The sequence below is a fragment of the Actinomadura scrupuli genome, assembly GCF_050971785.1.
Taxonomy (GTDB): domain Bacteria; phylum Actinomycetota; class Actinomycetes; order Streptosporangiales; family Streptosporangiaceae; genus Actinomadura_E; species Actinomadura_E scrupuli.
Map to the genome: position 1 here is coordinate 105,237 of NZ_JBPCCU010000005.1, position 18,857 is coordinate 124,093.

Here is an 18,857-nt window from a genome sequence, read left to right on the forward strand (position 1 = left end):
TCCCGCTGCTAGAGCGCCGGGCGGGCGCCGATGTGCGCCAGGGCCTTGGCGGCGAGGGCACAGCCGGCGGCGAGCGCCTCGGCAGGCGGCTTGCCGTCCAGCCACGACGGCAGGAAACCGGCGGTGAACGCGTCACCACCGCCCGTGCCGTCGACGACCTTCTCCACCGGCTCGGCGGCGACGACGATCGGCTCGGGCCGGCCGTTGGTGTACCACAGCGCGCCGTCGGAGCCCATCTTGATGACCACCTGCGGATACCAGGCGGTGAGCACCTTGGCGGCCTGGTCGGGGTACTCCCGTCCGGTGAGCACCTCCGCCTGGTCGGAGTTGATGATCAGCAGCCGCGCGCCCTGGGTCCACTCCAGGAAGGGCTCTGCGCCCATCCGCTTGAGCGGCGAGGAGGACCCGCCGTCCACCGAGATCGACATCTGGGCCTTGCGCGCCTGCATGAGCGCGTGCATCGCGGCCTTCCGCGAGCCTTCGTTCAGCAGGGCGTAGCCCGACAGGTGCATGTGGGCGCCGGGCGAGAAGAGGTCCTGTGGGATGTCCTCGGGCAGCAGCGCCGCGTTCGCACCCGGGTCGGACAGCATCGTCCGGTCGCCCTTGTGGGTGACGAGGACGACACAGGTGCCCGTGGGCCGTTCCGCGTCCATGACGAGGCGGGCGTCGACGCCGTACCCCATCAACTCCATGTCTCGGTTTCGCCCTGCTATGTCGGACCCCCGGCGTCCGACAAAGGCGACCTCGACCCCCTCGACGGCCAGCCAGGAGGCCACGTTGGCCCCCGAGCCCCCGCCGTGCATCGTCACCGCGGCCGGTGTGTCACTCCCCTTCGCAAGGGGGTACGCGGCACGCGCAACGGCATCGGTCATGAGATCGCCGACCACGACCACGCGTGTCATGACGTCATCACCTCGATCAACACGGCCCGGTTAGGAGCTTCCGGGGCGTGTGCCGACCGTAACAGCTCCGCCCCCCTGAATAGGTCTCGAACGCGCAGCGAAACCAGGAACGGATGATTGTTGTGCTGTCTGGCCGCACAGGTCGGTGTCCTAGTCTCGGGGCTGTGGAGTATCCGGATCAATGGGAGGCCGACGTCGTGCTCGCCGACGGCGGCACGGCACATCTGCGCCCGGTCCGGGCGGACGACGCCGAACTGCTGCGCGCGTTCTATGCCCGGCTCTCGGCAGAGTCTATCTATTACCGGTTCTTCTCGCCGCATCCTCAGCTCACCGAGCGGGAGATCGAGCATTTCACCACGGTCGACCATGACGACCGGGTCGCGCTGATCGCCACGATCGGTGACGACATGGTGGCGGTCGCCCGTTACGACCGGACCGGCGACGGCGAGGCGGAGGTCGCGTTCCTGGTGGAGGACGCCCATCAGGGCCGTGGGGTGGCCAGCGTCCTGCTGGAGCACCTGGCGGCGGCGGCCCGGGAGCGCGGCCTGCGCCGGTTCACGGCCAGCGTGCTGCCCGACAACCGGCGGATGACCAAGATCTTCCGTGAGGTGGGCTACCAGGCCCAGCAGCGGTTCGAGGACGGCGTCATCGAGCTCACCCTGGACCTGACCCCGACGGAGACCTCCCTGGAGGTCATGACCGCCCGCGAACACCGGGCCGAGGCGAGGTCGATCCAGCGGCTGCTGTTCCCCCGTTCGGTGGCGGTGATCGGCGCCGGCCGGGACGCGCTCAGCGTGGGCCAGACCGTCCTGCGGCACCTGCTCAAGGGCGACTTCACCGGCCCGGTATACCCGGTGCACCCCACGGCCAAGGCGGTCGCCGGGGTCCGCGCCTACGCCACCGTCCTGGACATCCCGGACGAGGTGGACCTGGCCGTCGTGGCCGTCCGCGCGGACAGCGTGCACGAGGTGGTGGCGCAGTGCGCGAGCAAGGGCGTGCACGGGCTGGTGGTCGTCTCGTCCGGGTTCGGGGAGACCGGCGCCGAGGGCCGCGCCAGCCAGGAGGAGCTGGTACGGCTCGCGCGGGCGCACGGCATGCGGGTCGTGGGCCCCAACTGCCTGGGCATCGCCAACACCGACCGGTCCGTACGGCTGAACGCCACCCTTGCCCCGACCATGCCGGGCCGCGGGCCGGTCGGCTTCTTCTCCCAGTCCGGCGCGCTGGGCATCGCGATCCTGCAGCGGACCGCCGAGCGCGGCCTGGGCCTGTCGACCTTCGTGTCGGCCGGCAACCGGGCGGACGTGTCCGGCAACGACCTCATGCAGTACTGGGAGGAGGACCCGGCCACCACCGCCGTCCTGCTCTACCTGGAGTCGATCGGCAATCCGCGCAAGTTCACCCGGCTGGCCCGCCGGCTCGGCCGTACCAAGCCGATCGTCGCGGTCAAGAGCGGCCGCAGCACCCAGGGCGTGCCCCTCGGCCACGCCGCGCGGGCCCTCACCCTGCCCGACCACGCGGTCAGCGCGCTGTTCGCGCAGGCGGGGGTGGTGCGGGTCGAGGACCTGTCCGAGCTGTTCGACGTGGCCCAGCTGCTCGCCTACCAGCCGCTGCCCGAGGGCGACCGGATCGCCATCGTCGACAACTCCGACTCGCTGGGCCTGCTCGCCGAGGACGCCGCGACCGCCCTCGGGCTGGAGTCCGGCCGGCCGGTCAACCTGGGCCCGGAGGCGGGCCCGGCCGAGTACGAGGCCGCGCTGACCGGGGCACTCGACGACCCCGCCGTGGACGCGGTCGTGACGCTGTTCACCCCGCCGGTCATCGGGGGCGTGGACCCGGGCGTGGCGGCGGCGATCGTACGGAAGGCGGCGGCGAGCCGGAAGCCGATCGTGGCGACCTACCTCGGGGCCAAGGGCATGCCGACCGAGCTGCGCCAGCCGGGTTCCCCCGGGGGCGGGGCCCCCGCGTACGGCTCGGTGCCGTCCTACCCCGCGCCGGAGGACGCCGTGCGGGCGCTGGCCTACGTCACCCGGTACGCCGCTTGGCGGCGGCGGCCGCACGGCCCCGTCCGGGAACCGGCCGGGATCGACCGTATCCGGGCCCGGGTCCTGGTGGCGGACCTGCTCAGCGGCGCGGACGGGCCGGTGACCGCCGACGCCGGGCAGGCCGCCGAGCTGCTCGGCCACTACGGCATCACCGTCGCGGACGGAGCCGAGGGCATCCCCACCCGGATCATCACGATGGAGGACCCGTCGTTCGGCGCGGTCGTCTCGTTCGGGCTGTCCGACGTGGCCGCGGACCTGCTCGACGACCGGGCCTACCGGCTGGCCCCGCTGACCGACGCCGAGGCCGCCGAGCTGATCCGGGCCGTCCGCACCGCCCCCCTGCTGTTCGGCCACCGGGGGGCGGAGCCGGTCGACGCGGGGGCCCTGGAACGCCTGCTGCTGCGGGTCTCCCTGCTCGCCGACGATCTCCCCGAGGTGATGCGGCTGGAACTGGACCCGGTGCTGGCCCATCCCACCGGCGTCACCGTGCGGCGGGCATCGCTGCGGCTGGCCCGCCCGGTGGGCCCCCGCCCGGAGCTCGGCCCCCGCCGCCTCCCCGGATCGGTGACCCCGGCGGGCCCCTGAGCGGCCCGGAAGGGCCCTGCGCGGCAGCGGTTGCGACCGCACTGCCCGCGTATGTGCGTGCGACCCCCGGGACAGGGCAGGATGGGAGCCATGAGGGAAACCCGAGCGGCGGCAAACGGGCTGCGGACGTCGATCGAGCGCAGCGGGTACTACCCTGCGCTCGTGGCCGACGCGGTCGAGTCGGCGCTGGGCACCGAGACGGTGCTCGCCTACGTCGTCCATCACGAGGCCACCTTCGACCCGGCGATGGAGGTGCGCCGCCACGTGACGGTGCTCGTCCTGTCACCGACGAGGCTGCTGGTGTGCCATACCGACGAGCATCCGCCGACCGAGACGATGCCGCATCCGCACGCCACCACCACGACCGAGATGGTGCGCCTGGACCGGGTCCAGTCGGTGGCGGTGACCCGGGTGGTGCCCGAGCCGGCGTCGTACGTGCCCGGCATGGCGCCCACCGAGGTGGTGCTGACCATCGGCTGGGGCGCCATCGCCCATCTCGACCTGGAGCCCGCCACCTGCGGTGACGAGGCCTGCGAGGCCGACCACGGGTACACCGGCAGCGTCACCGCCGACGACCTGTCGCTGCGGGTCAGCGAGGCGGCGGACGGCGCGGAGGCGGTCACCCAGGTGCTCGCCTTCGGCCAGGCGCTGGCCGAGGCGACGACCACGTGAGCGTGCCGCCACCGGTCCCGTCGTACGGGGCCGGGGCGCTGGCCGATCTCGCCTCCTCGCTGCTGGCCACCTTCGGGCTGCCCGGCGAGACCAATGCCCTGGGCCTGCCGGAGCTGCCGCGCGCCTGCGTACTGCTCGTCGACGGGCTCGGCTGGGAGCTGCTGCGCGCCCATCCCGAGGAGACGCCGTTCCTGTCCTCGCTGGCCGGCCGGCCGCTCACCGCGGGCTTCCCGGCGACCACCGTCACCAGCCTCGGCTCCCTGTCCACCGCCGTGCCGCCCGGCGGGCACGGGCTGTTCGGCTACCAGGTCGCCAACCCCGGGACCGCCCGGCTGCTCAACTGCCTGCGCTGGGACGAGTCCGTCGACCCGGTGGAGTTCCAGCCGCACTCGACGGTCTACGAGCGGGCCAACGCGGCCGGGGTGGCCTCCAGCTACGTCGCCGCGGGGGCCTACGTCAACACCGGGTTCAACCGGGCGATCACCCGGGGCGCCCGCTACCGGCCCGCGGACGCCCTCGGCCAGCTGATCGCCCAGGCGGAGCTGGCGCTGCGGGACGGGGACCGCGCCCATGTCACCGTCTACCACTCCGATCTGGACTCCACCGGCCACCTGTACGGCGCGGGCTCCACGGCGTGGCGCCACCAGCTCCGGTTCGTGGACGATCTCGCCCGGCGCCTCGCCGAGGTGCTGCCGGCGGGCACCGGGCTGTACGTCACCGCCGACCACGGCATGGTCAACCCCGACGACAGGGTCGACGTCGACACGCTGACCGAGCTGAGGGCCGGCGTGAGCCTGCTGGGCGGGGAGGCCCGCGCCCGGCACGTGTACGCCGCGCCTGGTGCGGCCGGCGACGTGCTGGCCACCTGGCGGGAGATCCTGGGCGACCGGGCCTGGGTCTACCCCCGGGACGAGGCCGTCGCGGCCGGCTGGTTCGGCCCGGTGAAGCCGGAGCTGCTGGCGCGCATCGGCGACGTGCTGGCCGTGCCGAACACCGATCTCGCGATCGTGGCCTCCAAGGCCGAGCCGCTGGAATCGAGCCTGGTCGGGATGCACGGCTCGATGCTCCCCGCGGAGCAGCTCGTCCCGCTGCTCACCCTCGCCTCCTGACGGGCCGGCCGGGCGGCGGGGCCGGATGCGGGCACGCCCATTTCCGGTGCGGGGCTCCAGCGGTAAGACTGACAGGGTGCAGCCCCTTATCGACGCGTTCTCGCTAGCCCGACTGCTCGACGGTTCCCTGCCGGACGAGCCGCCACCGATCCTGCTGGACGTACGGTGGAATCTGACCGGCCCGCCGGGGGTCGAGGCCTACCGCCGGGGGCATCTGCCCGGTGCGGTCTTCGTCGACCTGGACCGCGAGCTGGCCGGGCCGCCGGGGCCCGGCGGACGCCATCCGCTGCCTGCGGCCGGGGCCTTCCAGGAGACGATGCGCCGGGCCGGAGTCCGCGCGGACGCCCTCGTGGTGGTCTACGACGACGCCGACTCCACCGCCGCCGCCCGGGCCTGGTGGAACCTGCGGTACTTCGGCCACCAGCGGGTGCGGGTCCTCGACGGCGGCTACCGGACCTGGGAGGCGGCGGGCCTGCCGGTCAGCACCGAGGAGCCCACCCCGGCCCCGGGCGACTTCGTGGCCAGGGCCGGCGGCATGCCGGTGCTGGACGCCGGTGGAGCGGCCGCGCTGGCCAAGGACGGTGTCCTGCTCGACGCCAGGGTCGCCGCGCGCTACCGCGGTGAGGTGGAGCCGATCGACCCGGTGGCCGGGCACATCCCGGGGGCCGTCAACGCGCCCACACTCGGCAACGTCGGGATCGACGGGCGTTTCCTGCCGCCCGAGCTGCTGCGCGACCGGTTCGCCGAGCTGGGCGCCACCGACGCGGCCGAGGTCGGGGCCTACTGCGGGTCCGGGGTGACCGCCGCGCACGAGATCCTGGCGCTGTCCGTGGCCGGGGTGCCCGCGGCGCTCTATGTCGGTTCCTGGTCCAACTGGGTCGCCGATCCCGCCAACCCGGTCGCGACCGTCGGATCCTGAGGGCTCAGCCGGTGCCGAAGCACTGGAAGCCGAGCACTCCCGGGGTGCGGGGTGCGGCGGCGAGCGCCCGGGCGGGGGACAGGCCGGTGGCGAGCAGCCGGTGGAACCTCACCATGAGGTCCCGGGCGGCGTCGTCCCGCACCGGGGTCACACTGGCGATCACGCAGGTCGTGCCGGCGGCGAGCAGCACGCTGGCCAGCCCCATGACCCCCTCGGCCCGCCCGCCGTCGCAGGCGGACAGCACCACCACCCGGGGCGGCCGCGCGAGCCCTTCGAGGTCGTGCGTCAGCAGCGGCCCGTCGGCCATCAGCAGGCCCGACAGCGACGGGTTGCCGCCGCGGAACTCCCCGTGCGCCGCCAGGTGGGCCAGCTCCGCGCCGTCGAGGGCGTCCCGTACGGTCTCCGCGGCGGCCGCGGGCCCGCACAGCACCGAGGCCCCCGGGCGGATTCCGGCGATCGCGGTGACCTCGGGCTCGGAATGCCGTAGTCCCGGCCCGGCGACGAGCACCACGGGCCCGCCGCCCCGGGCGGGCTCGGGCGGGCCGGCCTGACGGCGGGCCCGCAGCCAGGCCGCCGCGGACGGGACGACACTGACCGGGCGGCCGGCCAGCATCGGCAGCGCGGACCACGGCAGGCCGCGCAGCACCCCGGTGGGGGCCAGCACCAGCTCCCGGTCGCCGACGGCCCGGCGGAGCGGCGCCGGCAGCCGCGCCTCCAGCCTCCGGGCGGCGTCCGAGGGCTCGGCGCCGCTCCCGGGCGGGCGGGGACCGCCGGGGGAGCCGCCGCCGTGCCAGGCCAGCCGCCGCACCGCGGAGCGCAGCAGCAGGGCGTCGTGGGCCACGTCCGCGTAGCACCCCAGCGTCCAGCGCCGGCAGCGTCCCGCGACCACGGTCACCGCGTACAGGGTCTCGCCCGCCCGCACCAGCTCCACCAGGGCCCGGTCGCCGAGCGAGGCCGCCAGTGCGCGCAGCGGCCGATCGGCCCGGCCCGCCCCTGACGCGGCATCGCCGGGCGGGGTGCCCGACCGCATCCTGGTACGCGCCCGCAGTTCGGCCTCGAGCCGGAGCAGCCGGGCGGCCGTCTCCCGGGCGTCCCGCCCCGCCGCCGTCGTCGCGGTGTGCTCGGCGCCGGCCATCCGCAGCTCGGTCAGCAGCACGGCGCAGCGGGGGTCCGCCGGCGGGACCACGCGTTCCCGGGTCCGCCACATGATCGCCCGGCGCCGCTCCTCGGCCGAGAGCAGGGCACGCGCGTCCCCGGCGAGCCGCAGCCCGAGGTCCCCGAGGTCGGCGCCGAGCCGGGCCGCGTGCGCGCGCAGTTCGGGTGCGCCCAGCGCGGCGGCGTGCTCGTCGACGACCCGCAACCCGGCCCGGACCGCCGCCATGGCACCCTGCCGGTCCCCTCTGGAGTGCCGTTCCAGCGCCGTGGCGTGCCACGCGGCGGCCCGCAGCGCCGCCGGGCCGTGCCGCCGGGCCGCGCTCACCTGGTCGAGCAGGGCCGAGGCCGGGCGTCCCAGCCGCAGCGCGAGCAGCGCCGCGACGATCCTGCCGTCCGCCGCCTCCTGCGCCCAGCCGCCGCGGTCGAGCCGGTCGGCGGTCGCCACGGCGGTCTGGAAGAACACCGCGGACCGGTCTCCGGCGGCCCAGCGGGCCCGGACGAGCAGGTGCTCGGCGAGCAGCGTCCAGCCGGCGCGTCCCTGGTCGGCGAAGGCGGTCCGTGCGCGCTCCGCGGTCTCGGCGGCCTTCTCCGGATCGCCGTCGGCCAGCTCCGCCCGGGCCAGCAGCAGCAGACCGTCCGCGAGGTCCGATCCGTACCCGGCGGCGCCGATCTCCGCCAGCGCGGCGGTGATCAGCGGGCGGGCCTCGGCGGCCAGCCCGGCCGCGACGAGCGTCTGCGCGCGGTCGAGGCGGGTCTGGGCGACGCGGGCGCCGACCAGGCCGGGCTCGGCCTCGGCGTAGAGCCGCAGCGCTCGCGGCACGTCCCCGCGCTGCGACGCCACATAGGCCAGGTTGGCCCTGGCCATCGCGGCCTCGTGCCGGAGCCCGGCCCGGTCGGCCAGCTCGGCGGCCTCCGCCAGCAGGGGCTCGGCCGCGTCCAGGTCGCCGCAGGTGGCCCGGGCGAGCGCGGCGTTGATCAGCAGTCCGGGCTGGGCCTTCGCCGTCCTCGGCCGCCGGGCGATGGCCAGCGCCTCGTGCAGCCGGCCGCTCCGGGCCAGTGCGCACACCCGGTTGGCCTGCAACCGGTCGGCGTCCTCACCGCGCAGCACCGGCGCGGCCGCGTCCGCGGCGGCCAGCGCGCCGGCGAGGTCCCCGCGCGAGACCAGCATCGCCACCAGGCTCATCCGCACCTGCGCGGCCGCGTAGGTCAGACCCGCCCGCTCCGCCGTGGCCAGCGCCTCCTGCAGGTGGGCGAGGCTCTCCTCCAGCCGGCCCAGCTCCAGGCCGCTCAGCGCCGCCGCCCGCAGCGCCTCCACCCGTACGGTCGCGGCCGGCGCGTCCAGCCGGGCCAGCGCCGCCGCGTGCGCCCGCCGGGGGTCGACCGCGGCCAGCTGCAGCAGGGTGCCGTCCTCCGTCACAACCGCACCCAGCTCGTCACGATCGACGTCGCGTCGGGCAGCAGGAAGACCAGGCTGACCAGGCCGGCCGGCACGGCGGGCACCGAGAAATGACCGCTCCGGTCGGCCTGGGCGGCGACCTCGCCGTCCGGATGCCGGACCCGGATCCGGGCCGGGCCGGGCGGATCCAGCCGGCCGGCGATCTCCCGGTCGGCGCCGCTGCCGATCACCTCGATCTCCACCTCGGCGTCCGGACCGGCGAAGGTCAGCAGCCGGGAGCCGCCGCGCACGCCCGCCGCCGCGGCGTCCTGGTCGCCGGTCAGGTCGGCGAGGGCGGCGCCCGGCTCCCGGTGGGCGAACGCGGCCCGCCCGGTGGCGAGCACCTCGGCGGGCACCGGCTCCAGCCGGGCGAAGGCCTCCCGGACCCGGGCCATCAGCTCCTCCTCGGTCACAGCGCCTCCCCGAGCCGGCGGCGCAGGTCGGCCAGGCACCGGGCACGGGTCGGCCCGACGCTGCCGACCGGGATGTCCAGCGCGGCCGCCGCCTCCATGTAGGTGACCGGGGCGAGCGCGAAGAACCGCAGCACCCGGCGGCAGCGCTCCGGCATCGCCCGGATGGCCGACGCCACGTCACTGAGCCGCTCGCGTTGCACGCAGGTCCGCTCCACCCACCCGGCGGCGGGATCGGGGGCCTGGTCGGGCACGCTCCAGGCCGGCAGCTCCCGGCCCCGGCGGCGCAGGGTCCACCGGCTCTCCCGGTGGGTGGTGACCGCCAGCCAGGTGCCCACCCGGTCGGGCTCGCGCAGCTCGTCCAGCCGCTCGACCAGGCGGAGCCAGACGGTCTGCGTCACATCGGCCAGGTCGGCCGCCCCCAGATCGTACGAGCGCGCGATCGACCGGAGCAGCCCGGTGTAGCGCTCGACCAGCGCGTCCCAGGCCCCCTGGTCACCGCTCCGCGCCCTGGCCACCAGCTCGCCGGACGTGAGCTCTTCCACCTTCGGAACCACCTGCTGCCTCCTCGTGCCGCCGCCGACCGGCACCGCGGCGGCGCTCGACCGCCCCGTCACCGCATCGGCGTCGGCCTGTCGTCACGTTCTGACGTGTACTCCCAGATCGGGATGGACCGGCCCGCCCGCCGGATCGAGGATCCGATCGGCCGCCGCCGTCGCGGACAGGCCCTCGGCCGCGGCGAGCCCCGCGATCACACCGGCCACCGCGGGCGCCGCGAACGAGGTCCCGCTCCAGGTGGCGTAGCCGGCGAAGCGGTCCGGATCCACGCCGTTGACCCGGGGCCGCGGGCCGTCGAACCTGACGAAACAGCTGGTCAGCCCGACCCCCTGGGTGCAGGCGTCCACCCACCAGCCGTAGCCGGAGAACCAGGCCCGGTCGGCGCCGTCCAGGGCGGCGACGGCGATCACCGTCTTGAGCGCGGCCGGCCAGAAGGGCCGATCGCTCGCGGCGTTGCCTGCGCAGGCCACCACGACCGTGCGCCGCCGGGGCGGCCCGCCGTCCCCGCCGTCCCCGCCGGATCTGAGGGCCGCGATCGCCCGCGCGACCAGCGGGGACGGGCGGTCGTCGTAGGTGTGGCAGCCGATCGACAGGTTCACGATGTCGGCGCGCCCCCACCGCGCGAGCCAGTTCAGTGCCCGGATCATGCCGAGCTCGTCGCCGACGCCGTCTCCGCCGATCACTCGCTTGGCCCGGATCCGGGCGGCCGGTGCCCGCTGCAGGACGATCCCGGCGATGAAGGTGCCATGACCCGCCTGGGCGTCCAGCTGGTAGTCGAGGTCGGCGTCCAGCAGCTCGGTCACCTCCTCGCGCTGCTCGCGATACCAGTCGCGGGACTCGTACCAGGGATGTGCCGACAGCCCGGTGTCGAGCACCGCGACGGTCACCGGCGCCGCCGCGTCCGCCGCCCGCGGCGCCTCGACCGGAGCCGCGGCCCGGGGGAGGTCCGCCGGGCCGGACCACCACAGCGGCTGTCCGTGCACGAGGTGGTTGGGCGCGACCGACAGCCTGCGATGCCTGCCCTCCCCGCTGAGCTGCGCGGCCAGCTCGCACACGTCGACCCGGGCCGGGCCGCGCAGCCGGATCCGGGTGAGGGTCACGTGGTCGTCGCTGGAGTCCGACCATCGCCGGACCATGTCCGCCACGACGGGCAGATCGTGGTCGGCGACCAGCAACTGGTCGCGCCGGATCAGCGTCGGGCCGCCGTGCGCCGAGGTCACGACGGAGACGTCCCGGTGCCGGGCGAGCAACCGGTCCAGCCTTGCCTCCTGGTCGAACACGGAACTTAGAGTGCCCGATCCATCACCGTAGGTAACGTCATATCGCAGGATTGTGATCGGCTGGAGATTCCGGCAGCCGAGCGGCGGCTCAGGCCGGCGCGGTGACCAGTGACAGCGGCAGGTCCCCGCAGGGCCGTACGGTGAAGCCGCGGTCCCCCCGGTAGATCGCGCCGGGGGTCCACCGCGCGGTGTTGGAGGCCACCACGCGCCCGGAGGTGTTGATCACGAACGCCGGGGCGGGGATCTTCCGCAGCACCGGCACCACGGCGCTCTCGAAGCTGCGCACGAACACGTCGGCGGCGGCCACCCCGATGAAGGCGCCCGCCGAGACCACCGGCACGGAGAGCGTCAGGCTGTACTCGTCGGTGCACAGGTAGTCGACGTACGGCCCGCAGATCGTCTTCTCCGCTCCCGCCCGCGGCCCGGTGAACCAGTCCCAGTGGGTGTAGTCGTAGAAGGCGCTGCTGGCCGGGTCCAGATCGTGCAGCAACTGGACGGGGGCGCCCGCGGGACCGGCCTGCCACCACTCCAGATACCAGGCCGCGTCGGCGAGCAGGCCGGGCGCCGCGATGAACCCGATCCCGGCGATGACCATGCCGAGCCGGCCGAACAGCAGCGGCCGCAGCAGGGCGAGATCCGCTCGCACCAGGTCGCGGCCGAGGTCCCGCACCGCGCCGGCCTGCCGGGCCGAGGCCTCGCGGACCTCGTTCAGGGCGCAGAAGACGTCGTCCATGGTGTCGCGGACCCGGACGACGGCCGCGTCGATGGCCTCGGGCTCAGTGAGCATGCCGACCTCGCATCAGAGCGCCAGACGCAGTTCGATGAGGTGTTCCACGGCCTCGAGGACATGCCGCTCGGCAACGTCCCGGGCCTGGTCGCAGTCGCCGCGCTGGACGGCGTCGGCGATCGCGCGGTGCTGGGCGTGTACGCGTGCGCGGCCGCTCTGGTGCTCGTGGTCCAGCCAGATCAGCGGCCCGATGTCCGCCTGCATCCTGATCTCCTCACGGGTGAGCCGCGCCGACTGGGACGCGGCGGCCACCTCGATGTGGAAGCGGCCGTCCAGCCTGCGCAGCTGCGCGGGCGACCGGGCCCGCGACATCTCGTCGAGCGACCGCACCAGCGGGGCGACGTCCCCGGGCAGCGAACGCCGCGCGGCCAGCCGCGCGGCGGCCCCGGCGATGGCCGCGTAGTGGTCGCCCAGGTCGCGCAGTTCGTCGGCGCCGAAGGTGCGCAGCCGGGCGCTCGGATCGCCGGCCTCCGCCGGCGTCCGCACGAAGCTGCCGCCGCCGCGTCCGCGCCTGGTCCGCACGAGCCCCTGCTGCCGCAGTGCCATGAGCGCCTCGCGCAGGGTGACGGTGGAGACTCCGAGCAGGCCGGCGAGCTCGGCCTCGCTGGGCAGCTGTTCCCCGTCGGCGAGCAGGCCCAGCGCGATCGCGTCGGTGAGCCGGCGTGCGACCGCGTCAACCCGCGCGGTGCTGTCGACCGGGGAGAACACGGCACGTCGCGCTGTGTCCATGTCTCCCCTCGGTTTACGACCGTGATACCGGATTGTGCCTTGTTTTGAAACATTTAACCCCATAGGTTCTGGCCATGCCAGATGTAGCGGTGCGGCTCCGGGACCTGCGCAAGTCCTTCGGCCCGGTCGAGGCGGTCGCCGGGATCGACCTCGAGATCCATGACGGCGAGTTCTTCTCCATGCTCGGGCCCTCCGGCTCGGGCAAGACCACCGTGCTGCGCATGATCGCCGGTTTCGAGCGGCCCACCGGCGGGACCATCGAGCTGGCCGGCCGTGACGTGACCCGGCTCGCCCCCTTCGACCGGGACGTCAACACCGTCTTCCAGGACTACGCGCTCTTCCCGCACATGAACGTGCTGCAGAACGTGGAGTACGGCCTCAGGGTGAAGCGGGTGCCGCGGGCGCGGCGCCGGGAGCTGGCCGTCGAGGCGCTGCGCAGCGTACGGCTGGAGGATTTCGGGGCGCGCCGGCCCGGCGAGCTCTCCGGCGGCCAGCGGCAGCGCGTCGCGCTCGCCCGTGCCCTGGTCAACGAGCCCAGGGTGCTGCTGCTCGACGAGCCGCTCGGTGCCCTCGACCTCAAGCTCCGCGAGGAGATGCAGGTCGAGCTCAAGGCCATCCAGCGGCGGGCCGGCATCACGTTCCTGTTCGTCACCCACGACCAGGAGGAGGCGCTGACCATGAGCGACCGGGTCGCCGTCTTCGACCGGGGGCGGATCCAGCAGGTCGGTACCCCGGCCGAGGTGTACGAGCGGCCCGCGACGGCGTTCGTGGCGGGCTTCGTGGGCACCTCCAACCGGATCGGCGACGTCTGCGTACGGCCCGAGAAGATCCACCTCACCACCGAGCCGGGCACTGCCGGGCGCGACGGCGAGCGGCAGGCCGCCGGCACCGTGGCGGAGGTCGTGTACGCGGGCGCGGTGACGCGCTTCGTCGTCGATCTCGAGGACGGCGGCCGGGTGGTCGCGCTGCAGCAGAACCTGCAGACCTCCTCGATGGACGTCATGCGCTACCGGGACGCCCGCGTGCACCTCAGCTGGCGGGCCGAGCACGAGTTCCGGGTGGCCGCCGCCGAGCCCGCGCAGGCCTCCTGACAATCCCCAGCCCAGCCCGTTCCAGCAAGGAGATCCCCATGTGGTCCAAGCGCATCGCGCTCGCCACCGCCGCCGTGGCGTTCACCGGCCTGATGGCCGCCTGCGGCGGCGGCTCGTCCGGCACCAGGTCCACCACCGCCCCCGGCGGTTTCACCGTGCCCAACATCCCGGCGCTCAAGACCCTCGGGGCGGGCGAGGGCCAGGTCAACCTGGTCGCCTGGGCCGGGTACGCCGAGGACGGCTCCAACGACAAGAAGGTCGACTGGGTCCACCCGTTCGAGCAGGCCACCGGCTGCAAGGTCAACACCAAGGTCGCCGGGACCTCCGACGAGATGGTCAGCCTGATGAAGACCGGGCAGTACGACGCCGTCTCCGCGTCGGGCGACGCCTCCCTCCGGCTCATCGCCGGGGGCACCGTCGCGCCCGTCAACACCGCGCTGGTGCCCAACTACGCCGACGTGTTCCCGACCCTGAAGCTCCAGCCGTGGAACTCGGTGAACGGCACCGCCTACGGCATCCCGCACGGGCGCGGCGCCAACCTGCTCATGTGGCGCACCGACAAGGTCAAGCCCGCCCCGGACTCCTGGGCCGCCGTCTTCGCCCCGAACTCGCCGTACAAGGGCAGGGTCACCGCCTACGACTCGCCGATCTACATCGCCGACGCCGCGCTGTATCTGATGGCGACCGAGCCCCAGCTCGGCATCAAGAACCCGTACGCGCTGGACCGCAAGCAGTTCGACGCCTCGGTCGCGCTGCTCAAGGCACAGAACGCCAACATCGGCGAGTACTGGTCGGACTACACCAAGTCGGTCCAGGCCTTCAAGAGCGGCAACTCGGTGGTCGGCACCACCTGGCAGGTCATCGCCAACCTCACCCAGGCCGAGAAGGCCCCCGTGCAGGTCACCCTGCCCAAGGAGGGCTCGACCGGCTGGTCCGACACCTGGATGGTCGCGGCCAAGGCCCAGCACCCCAACTGCGCCTACAAGTGGATGGACTGGATCGTCTCGCCGAAGATCAACGCCCAGGTCGCGGAGTGGTTCGGTGAGGCGCCCGCCAACGCCAAGGCCTGCCAGGAGACCGCGGACAAGAAGTTCTGCGAGACCTACCACGCCGCCGACGAGCCGTACTTCGCCAAGGTGCACTACTGGACCACCCCGATCGGGCAGTGCCTGGACGGCCGCAAGGACGTCAAGTGCATCGACTACTCCGAGTGGACGCGCGCCTGGACGGCGATCAAGGGATGACCTCGGCCTCACCCGACCGCCCGGCGCCGGGTCTCCGGCGCCGGGCGGCCGCCCTGCTGCACCGCAGACCGGGACTGCGGCTGTCGCTGCTGCTGTCGGCCCCGCTGGCCTGGCTGCTCGTCGCCTACCTCGGCGCCCTGGCGACGATGTTCCTGACCGCGTTCTGGTCCACCGACACCTTCACCGGCCAGGTGGTCAAGGAGTTCAGCCTGCGCAACTTCCAGGACGTGGTCGGCGACGAGGTCTACCGCAGGATCGCCCTGCGCAGCATCGGCGTGGCCGCGCTGGTCACCGTGCTCGACGTGCTGATCGCCTTCCCGATGGCGTTCTTCATGGCCAAGGTCGCCAGGCCGCGGTGGCGCCCGCTCCTGGTGATCGCCATTCTCACCCCGCTGTGGGCGGCCTACCTGGTCAAGGCGTACGCCTGGCGGGTGATGCTCTCCGACGGGGGACTGGCCGACTGGGCGCTGCGGCCGCTGGGCCTGTCCGGTCCCGGGTACGGGCTGCCCGCCACGGTGCTGGTCCTGGCCTACCTCTGGCTGCCGTACATGATCCTGCCCCTGTACGCCGGGCTGGAGCGGCTGCCGGACTCGCTGCTGAACGCCTCCAGCGACCTGGGCGGCCGTACGGCTCGTACCTTCCGGTCGGTGGTGCTGCCCATGACGTTCCCGTCGCTCGTCGCCGGGTCGATCTTCACCTTCTCGCTCTCCCTCGGCGACTACATCACCGTGAAGATCGTCGGAGGTAAGAGCCAGCTGATCGGCAACGTGGTCTACGACAACATCGGCGCCGCCAACAACCTGCCGTTCGCCGCCGCGGTGGCCACCGTGCCCGTCGTGGTGATGCTCGTCTACATCGCCGCGGTCCGCCGCACCGGTGCTCTGGAGGAGCTCTGATGATCCTTTCCCGCACCGCCCGGCTGCTGCTGCGCGGCTTCATGGCGCTCGGTCTCGCCGTCATCTACGTGCCGCTGTTCGTCGTGCTGGTCAACTCCTTCAACGCCGACCGCGCGTTCGGCTGGCCGCCGTCGGGGCTGACCACGCGGTGGTGGTCGCAGGCGATGGACAACGAGGGCGCCCGGCAGGCGGTGCTCACCAGCCTCAAGGCGGGCCTGGGGGCCACGGCCCTCGCGCTGCTGCTGGGCACGATGGCGGCCCTGGCCGTGCAGCGGTACTCGTTCTTCGGCCGGGACACGGTCTCGTTGCTGGTGGTGCTGCCGATCGCGCTGCCCGGCATCGTCACCGGCATCGCGCTGAGCAACGCCTTCCAGGTGGTGCTGCAGCCGCTCGGCCTCGGCCTCGGTCTGTTCACCGTCATCGTCGGCCACGCGACGTTCTGCATCGTCACGGTCTACAACAACGCGCTGGCCCGGCTGCGGCGGATGGGCACCAGTGTGGAGGAGGCCTCGGCCGACCTCGGCGCGGACACCTTCCAGACCTTCCGGTACGTCACGTTCCCGCTGCTGCGCTCCGCACTGCTGGCCGGTGGCCTGCTGGCGTTCGCATTGTCCTTCGACGAGATCATCGTGACGACGTTCACCGCCGGGCCCGGTGTGCAGACCCTGCCGATCTGGATCTTCAACAACCTGTTCCGGCCCAACCAGGCGCCGGTGGTGAACGTGGTGGCGGCCGTGCTGATCGTGGCGTCGGTGGTTCCGATCTATCTCGCGCAGCGGCTGTCCGGTGAGGTGTCGGCGCACTGAGCGCGGTATCGGGACCGAGTCCGGCTATGGGCTGGTGCACCTCGTGTGGATGCGGCACAATAATCTGACGTCGAGATCTTCTTGGGACGTACGAGGCCGTAGGGGAAGACGAGCCTCGGTACACAACCAGGAGGTCTGGTGGCTGCACGTGGCGTTTTTTACGTCCACTCTTCACCACCTGCGCTGTGCCCACATGTCGAATGGGCCGTCGCGGGTGTTCTTGGCGTACCCGCATCTCTGGCGTGGACGGATCAGCCGGCCGCTCCGGGCACGATGCGCGCCGAGCTGTGCTGGGAGGGTCATGTCGGCATGGCCGCGAGCATGGCCTCGGCCCTGCGCAACTGGAAGCTGCTGCGCTTCGAGGTGACCGAGGACGCCACCCCCGGCTGTGACGGGGTCCGCTACAGCTGCACGCCCACCCTCGGAGTGTTCACCGGCCTCATCGGCGCCAGCGGGGACATCCTGGTGCCCGAGGACCGGCTGCGCGCCGTCATGGCCAACGCCGCCTCCGGCCGCACCACGCTCGAGCACGAGCTGGAACGGCTGCTGGGCACCCCCTGGGACCACGAGCTCGAGCCCTTCCGCCGCGCCGGCGACGGCGCCCCCGTCCGATGGCTGCACGCGGCCGGCTGATCCCCAGCCGACCCCGGCTGACCGAAACGCCCGAAGGGCCAGAAACCGAACCCCCGGCACTTCCGTGATCATGCAATCGTCCGACGAACGATTGCATGATCACGGAAGTGCCGGGGAAGCGGGAACCTGGTGTCGGTGTCGGTGTCGGTGTCGGGCAGCGGGGTCAGAGGGGGATGTTGCCGTGCGACCCTCTGGCCGGGGTGGCCTCGGCGATGGCGCGGGCGAGGCTGCTGCGGGTCGCCGACGGCTCGATGACCTGGTCGATGACACCGAGGTCGATGGCCCGCTGCAGGCCACCGGCGATCTCCTCGTGCTCGGTGGCCAGCCTGGCCTCCAGGGCCGGGCGCTCCTCCTCCGGCACAGCGGCGATCTTGCGCCGGTGCAGGACCCGTACGGCCGCGACCGCGCCCATGACCGCCACCTCGGCGGTCGGCCAGGCGAAGACCCGGGTGGCGCCGAGCGAGCGGGAGTTCATGGCGATGTACGCACCGCCGTAGGCCTTGCGGGTCACCAGCGTCACCCGGGGCACGGTGGCCTCGGCGAACGCGTGCAGCAGCTTCGCGCCGCGCCGGACGACGCCGCCGTGCTCCTGGCCGACGCCGGGGAGGTAGCCGGGGACGTCCACCAGGACGACCAGCGGTACCCCGAACGCATTGCACATCCGGACGAACCGGGCGCACTTCTCGGCGGAGAGGGAGTCCAGGCAGCCGCCGAGCCGCAACGGGTTGTTGGCGATGACGCCGACGGTGCCGCCGCCGAGACGGCCGAGCGCGGTGACGATGTTCGGCGCCCACTTGGCGTGCAGCTCCACCATCTCCGCGGGGTCGTCGACGATGTCCTTGACCAGCGGCTGCACGCTGTAGGCGCGCCTGACGTTGTCGGGCAGGATGCCACCGAGATCGACGTCCTCGACCTCGTCGGGCCGCACCCTGCTCTGGTGGCCGAGCAGCACCGCGAGCCGGCGGCCCTGCAGCAGGGCCTCGGCGTCGTCCTTGGCCACGACGTGCACCACACCGGACTTCTTCGAGTGCGGCTCGGGGCCGCCGAGCCCGGCCATGTCGATCTCTTCGCCGGTGACCGACTTCACGACGTCGGGGCCGGTGACGAAGATCTTGCCGCTCTCGGACAGGATCACGATGTCGGTGAGCGCGGGGCCGTAGGCGGCGCCGCCCGCGGCCGGGCCGAGCACCACCGAGATCTGCGGGACCACACCGGACGCACGGGTCATGGCGCTGAAGACCATCCCGACGGCGTGCAGCGACTCCACGCCCTCGGCCAGCCGGGCGCCGCCGGAGTGCCAGAGCCCGATGATCGGCAGCCGCTCGCGGATCGCGTGGTCGTAGGCGAGGACGATGGCCTCGCAGCCGGCCATGCCCATCGCGCCGCCCATGACGCGCGGGTCGCTGGCGAAGGCCACCACCGGGATGCCCTCGACGCGGCCGATGCCGGCCAGCGCGCCGCTGCCGTCGTCGGCGGTCAGAGCCCGGAAGGACCCGTCGTCGAAGAGGGCGGAGAGCCGGACCTGCGGATGACGCGGGTCGGGTGCCTCCTCCTGCTGAGCGGGGACGGGCGCCGTCGCAACCCTGTTGTCGAGCGCGGTCATA

Annotated in this window: 17 protein-coding genes; 9 read left to right on the forward strand and 8 right to left on the reverse strand. The window is 73.6% G+C overall.

The genetic code is table 11. The features are described from left to right. Positions 1 to 8 precede the first annotated feature (8 nt). Positions 9 to 902 carry a carbohydrate kinase family protein gene (locus ACRYCC_RS23095; RefSeq protein WP_433815218.1) on the reverse strand — a complete coding sequence of 298 codons (894 nt, stop codon included), beginning with the start codon at positions 900 to 902 and terminating at the stop codon, positions 9 to 11. A gap of 113 nt (positions 903 to 1,015) precedes the next feature. Between ACRYCC_RS23095 and ACRYCC_RS23100 the strand changes: the two genes are divergently transcribed. The 4 genes from ACRYCC_RS23100 to ACRYCC_RS23115 all read left to right on the forward strand — a co-directional run bounded on the left by ACRYCC_RS23100 (position 1,016) and on the right by ACRYCC_RS23115 (position 6,229). Then, entirely contained in the window at positions 1,016 to 3,529 is a 2,514-nt protein-coding gene (locus ACRYCC_RS23100) for a bifunctional acetate--CoA ligase family protein/GNAT family N-acetyltransferase (protein ID WP_433815220.1), read from the forward strand. 90 nt (positions 3,530 to 3,619) lie between these two features. Next, complete coding sequence (locus ACRYCC_RS23105) at positions 3,620 to 4,201, forward strand: DUF5998 family protein (protein WP_433815222.1); 582 nt, start codon at positions 3,620 to 3,622, stop codon at positions 4,199 to 4,201. Then, complete coding sequence (locus tag ACRYCC_RS23110) at positions 4,198 to 5,310, forward strand: alkaline phosphatase family protein (RefSeq protein WP_433815224.1); 1,113 nt, start codon at positions 4,198 to 4,200, stop codon at positions 5,308 to 5,310. Before ACRYCC_RS23105 ends, ACRYCC_RS23110 begins: the two co-directional genes overlap by 4 nt. Before the next feature lie 76 nt (positions 5,311 to 5,386). Beyond that, on the forward strand, positions 5,387 to 6,229 hold the full coding sequence (locus ACRYCC_RS23115) for a sulfurtransferase (protein WP_433815226.1): 843 nt from the start codon (positions 5,387 to 5,389) through the stop codon (positions 6,227 to 6,229). 4 nt (positions 6,230 to 6,233) lie between these two features. On the opposite strand, the gene ACRYCC_RS23120 is transcribed toward ACRYCC_RS23115, so the two are convergent. From ACRYCC_RS23120 to ACRYCC_RS23145, 6 genes are all read right to left on the reverse strand, one after another. Next, positions 6,234 to 8,801: a CHAT domain-containing protein gene (locus ACRYCC_RS23120; RefSeq protein ID WP_433815227.1), complete on the reverse strand. Its 2,568-nt coding sequence runs from the start codon at positions 8,799 to 8,801 to the stop codon at positions 6,234 to 6,236. Then, the gene (locus tag ACRYCC_RS23125) at positions 8,798 to 9,232 is read right to left on the reverse strand and encodes a hypothetical protein (RefSeq protein ID WP_433815229.1); all 435 of its coding nucleotides are present in this window, start codon (positions 9,230 to 9,232) and stop codon (positions 8,798 to 8,800) included. The genes ACRYCC_RS23120 and ACRYCC_RS23125 overlap by 4 nt, the downstream gene beginning before the upstream one ends. Next, positions 9,229 to 9,786: an RNA polymerase sigma factor gene (locus tag ACRYCC_RS23130; RefSeq protein ID WP_433815231.1), complete on the reverse strand. Its 558-nt coding sequence runs from the start codon at positions 9,784 to 9,786 to the stop codon at positions 9,229 to 9,231. The genes ACRYCC_RS23125 and ACRYCC_RS23130 overlap by 4 nt, the downstream gene beginning before the upstream one ends. A gap of 81 nt (positions 9,787 to 9,867) precedes the next feature. Next, positions 9,868 to 11,067 carry a S8 family peptidase gene (locus ACRYCC_RS23135; RefSeq protein WP_433815232.1) on the reverse strand — a complete coding sequence of 400 codons (1,200 nt, stop codon included), beginning with the start codon at positions 11,065 to 11,067 and terminating at the stop codon, positions 9,868 to 9,870. Positions 11,068 to 11,155: 88 nt separating this feature from the next. Next, complete coding sequence (locus tag ACRYCC_RS23140) at positions 11,156 to 11,854, reverse strand: cache domain-containing protein (protein ID WP_433815233.1); 699 nt, start codon at positions 11,852 to 11,854, stop codon at positions 11,156 to 11,158. 12 nt (positions 11,855 to 11,866) lie between these two features. After that, positions 11,867 to 12,583: a FadR/GntR family transcriptional regulator gene (locus ACRYCC_RS23145; protein WP_433815235.1), complete on the reverse strand. Its 717-nt coding sequence runs from the start codon at positions 12,581 to 12,583 to the stop codon at positions 11,867 to 11,869. 74 nt (positions 12,584 to 12,657) lie between these two features. On the opposite strand from ACRYCC_RS23145, the gene ACRYCC_RS23150 reads away from it, so the two are divergent. The 5 genes from ACRYCC_RS23150 (at position 12,658) to ACRYCC_RS23170 (ending at position 17,253) form a co-directional block, all read left to right on the forward strand. Then, on the forward strand, positions 12,658 to 13,674 hold the full coding sequence (locus ACRYCC_RS23150) for an ABC transporter ATP-binding protein (RefSeq protein WP_433815237.1): 1,017 nt from the start codon (positions 12,658 to 12,660) through the stop codon (positions 13,672 to 13,674). 38 nt (positions 13,675 to 13,712) lie between these two features. Further along, a complete protein-coding gene (locus ACRYCC_RS23155) occupies positions 13,713 to 14,918 on the forward strand; it encodes an ABC transporter substrate-binding protein (RefSeq protein WP_433815239.1) in 1,206 nt (401 codons plus the stop codon). Continuing rightward, on the forward strand, positions 14,885 to 15,814 hold the full coding sequence (locus ACRYCC_RS23160; protein ID WP_433815241.1) for an ABC transporter permease: 930 nt from the start codon (positions 14,885 to 14,887) through the stop codon (positions 15,812 to 15,814). The genes ACRYCC_RS23155 and ACRYCC_RS23160 overlap by 34 nt, the downstream gene beginning before the upstream one ends. Further along, positions 15,814 to 16,620 (forward strand): ABC transporter permease, encoded by an 807-nt coding sequence (locus ACRYCC_RS23165; RefSeq protein WP_433815242.1) that lies wholly within the window; start codon positions 15,814 to 15,816, stop codon positions 16,618 to 16,620. Before ACRYCC_RS23160 ends, ACRYCC_RS23165 begins: the two co-directional genes overlap by 1 nt. Positions 16,621 to 16,758: 138 nt before the next feature. Then, a complete protein-coding gene (locus tag ACRYCC_RS23170; protein WP_433815243.1) occupies positions 16,759 to 17,253 on the forward strand; it encodes a DUF3145 domain-containing protein in 495 nt (164 codons plus the stop codon). 163 nt (positions 17,254 to 17,416) lie between these two features. On the opposite strand, the gene ACRYCC_RS23175 is transcribed toward ACRYCC_RS23170, so the two are convergent. Continuing rightward, on the reverse strand, positions 17,417 to 18,856 hold the full coding sequence (locus tag ACRYCC_RS23175) for an acyl-CoA carboxylase subunit beta (RefSeq protein WP_433815245.1): 1,440 nt from the start codon (positions 18,854 to 18,856) through the stop codon (positions 17,417 to 17,419). Position 18,857 lies beyond the last annotated feature (1 nt).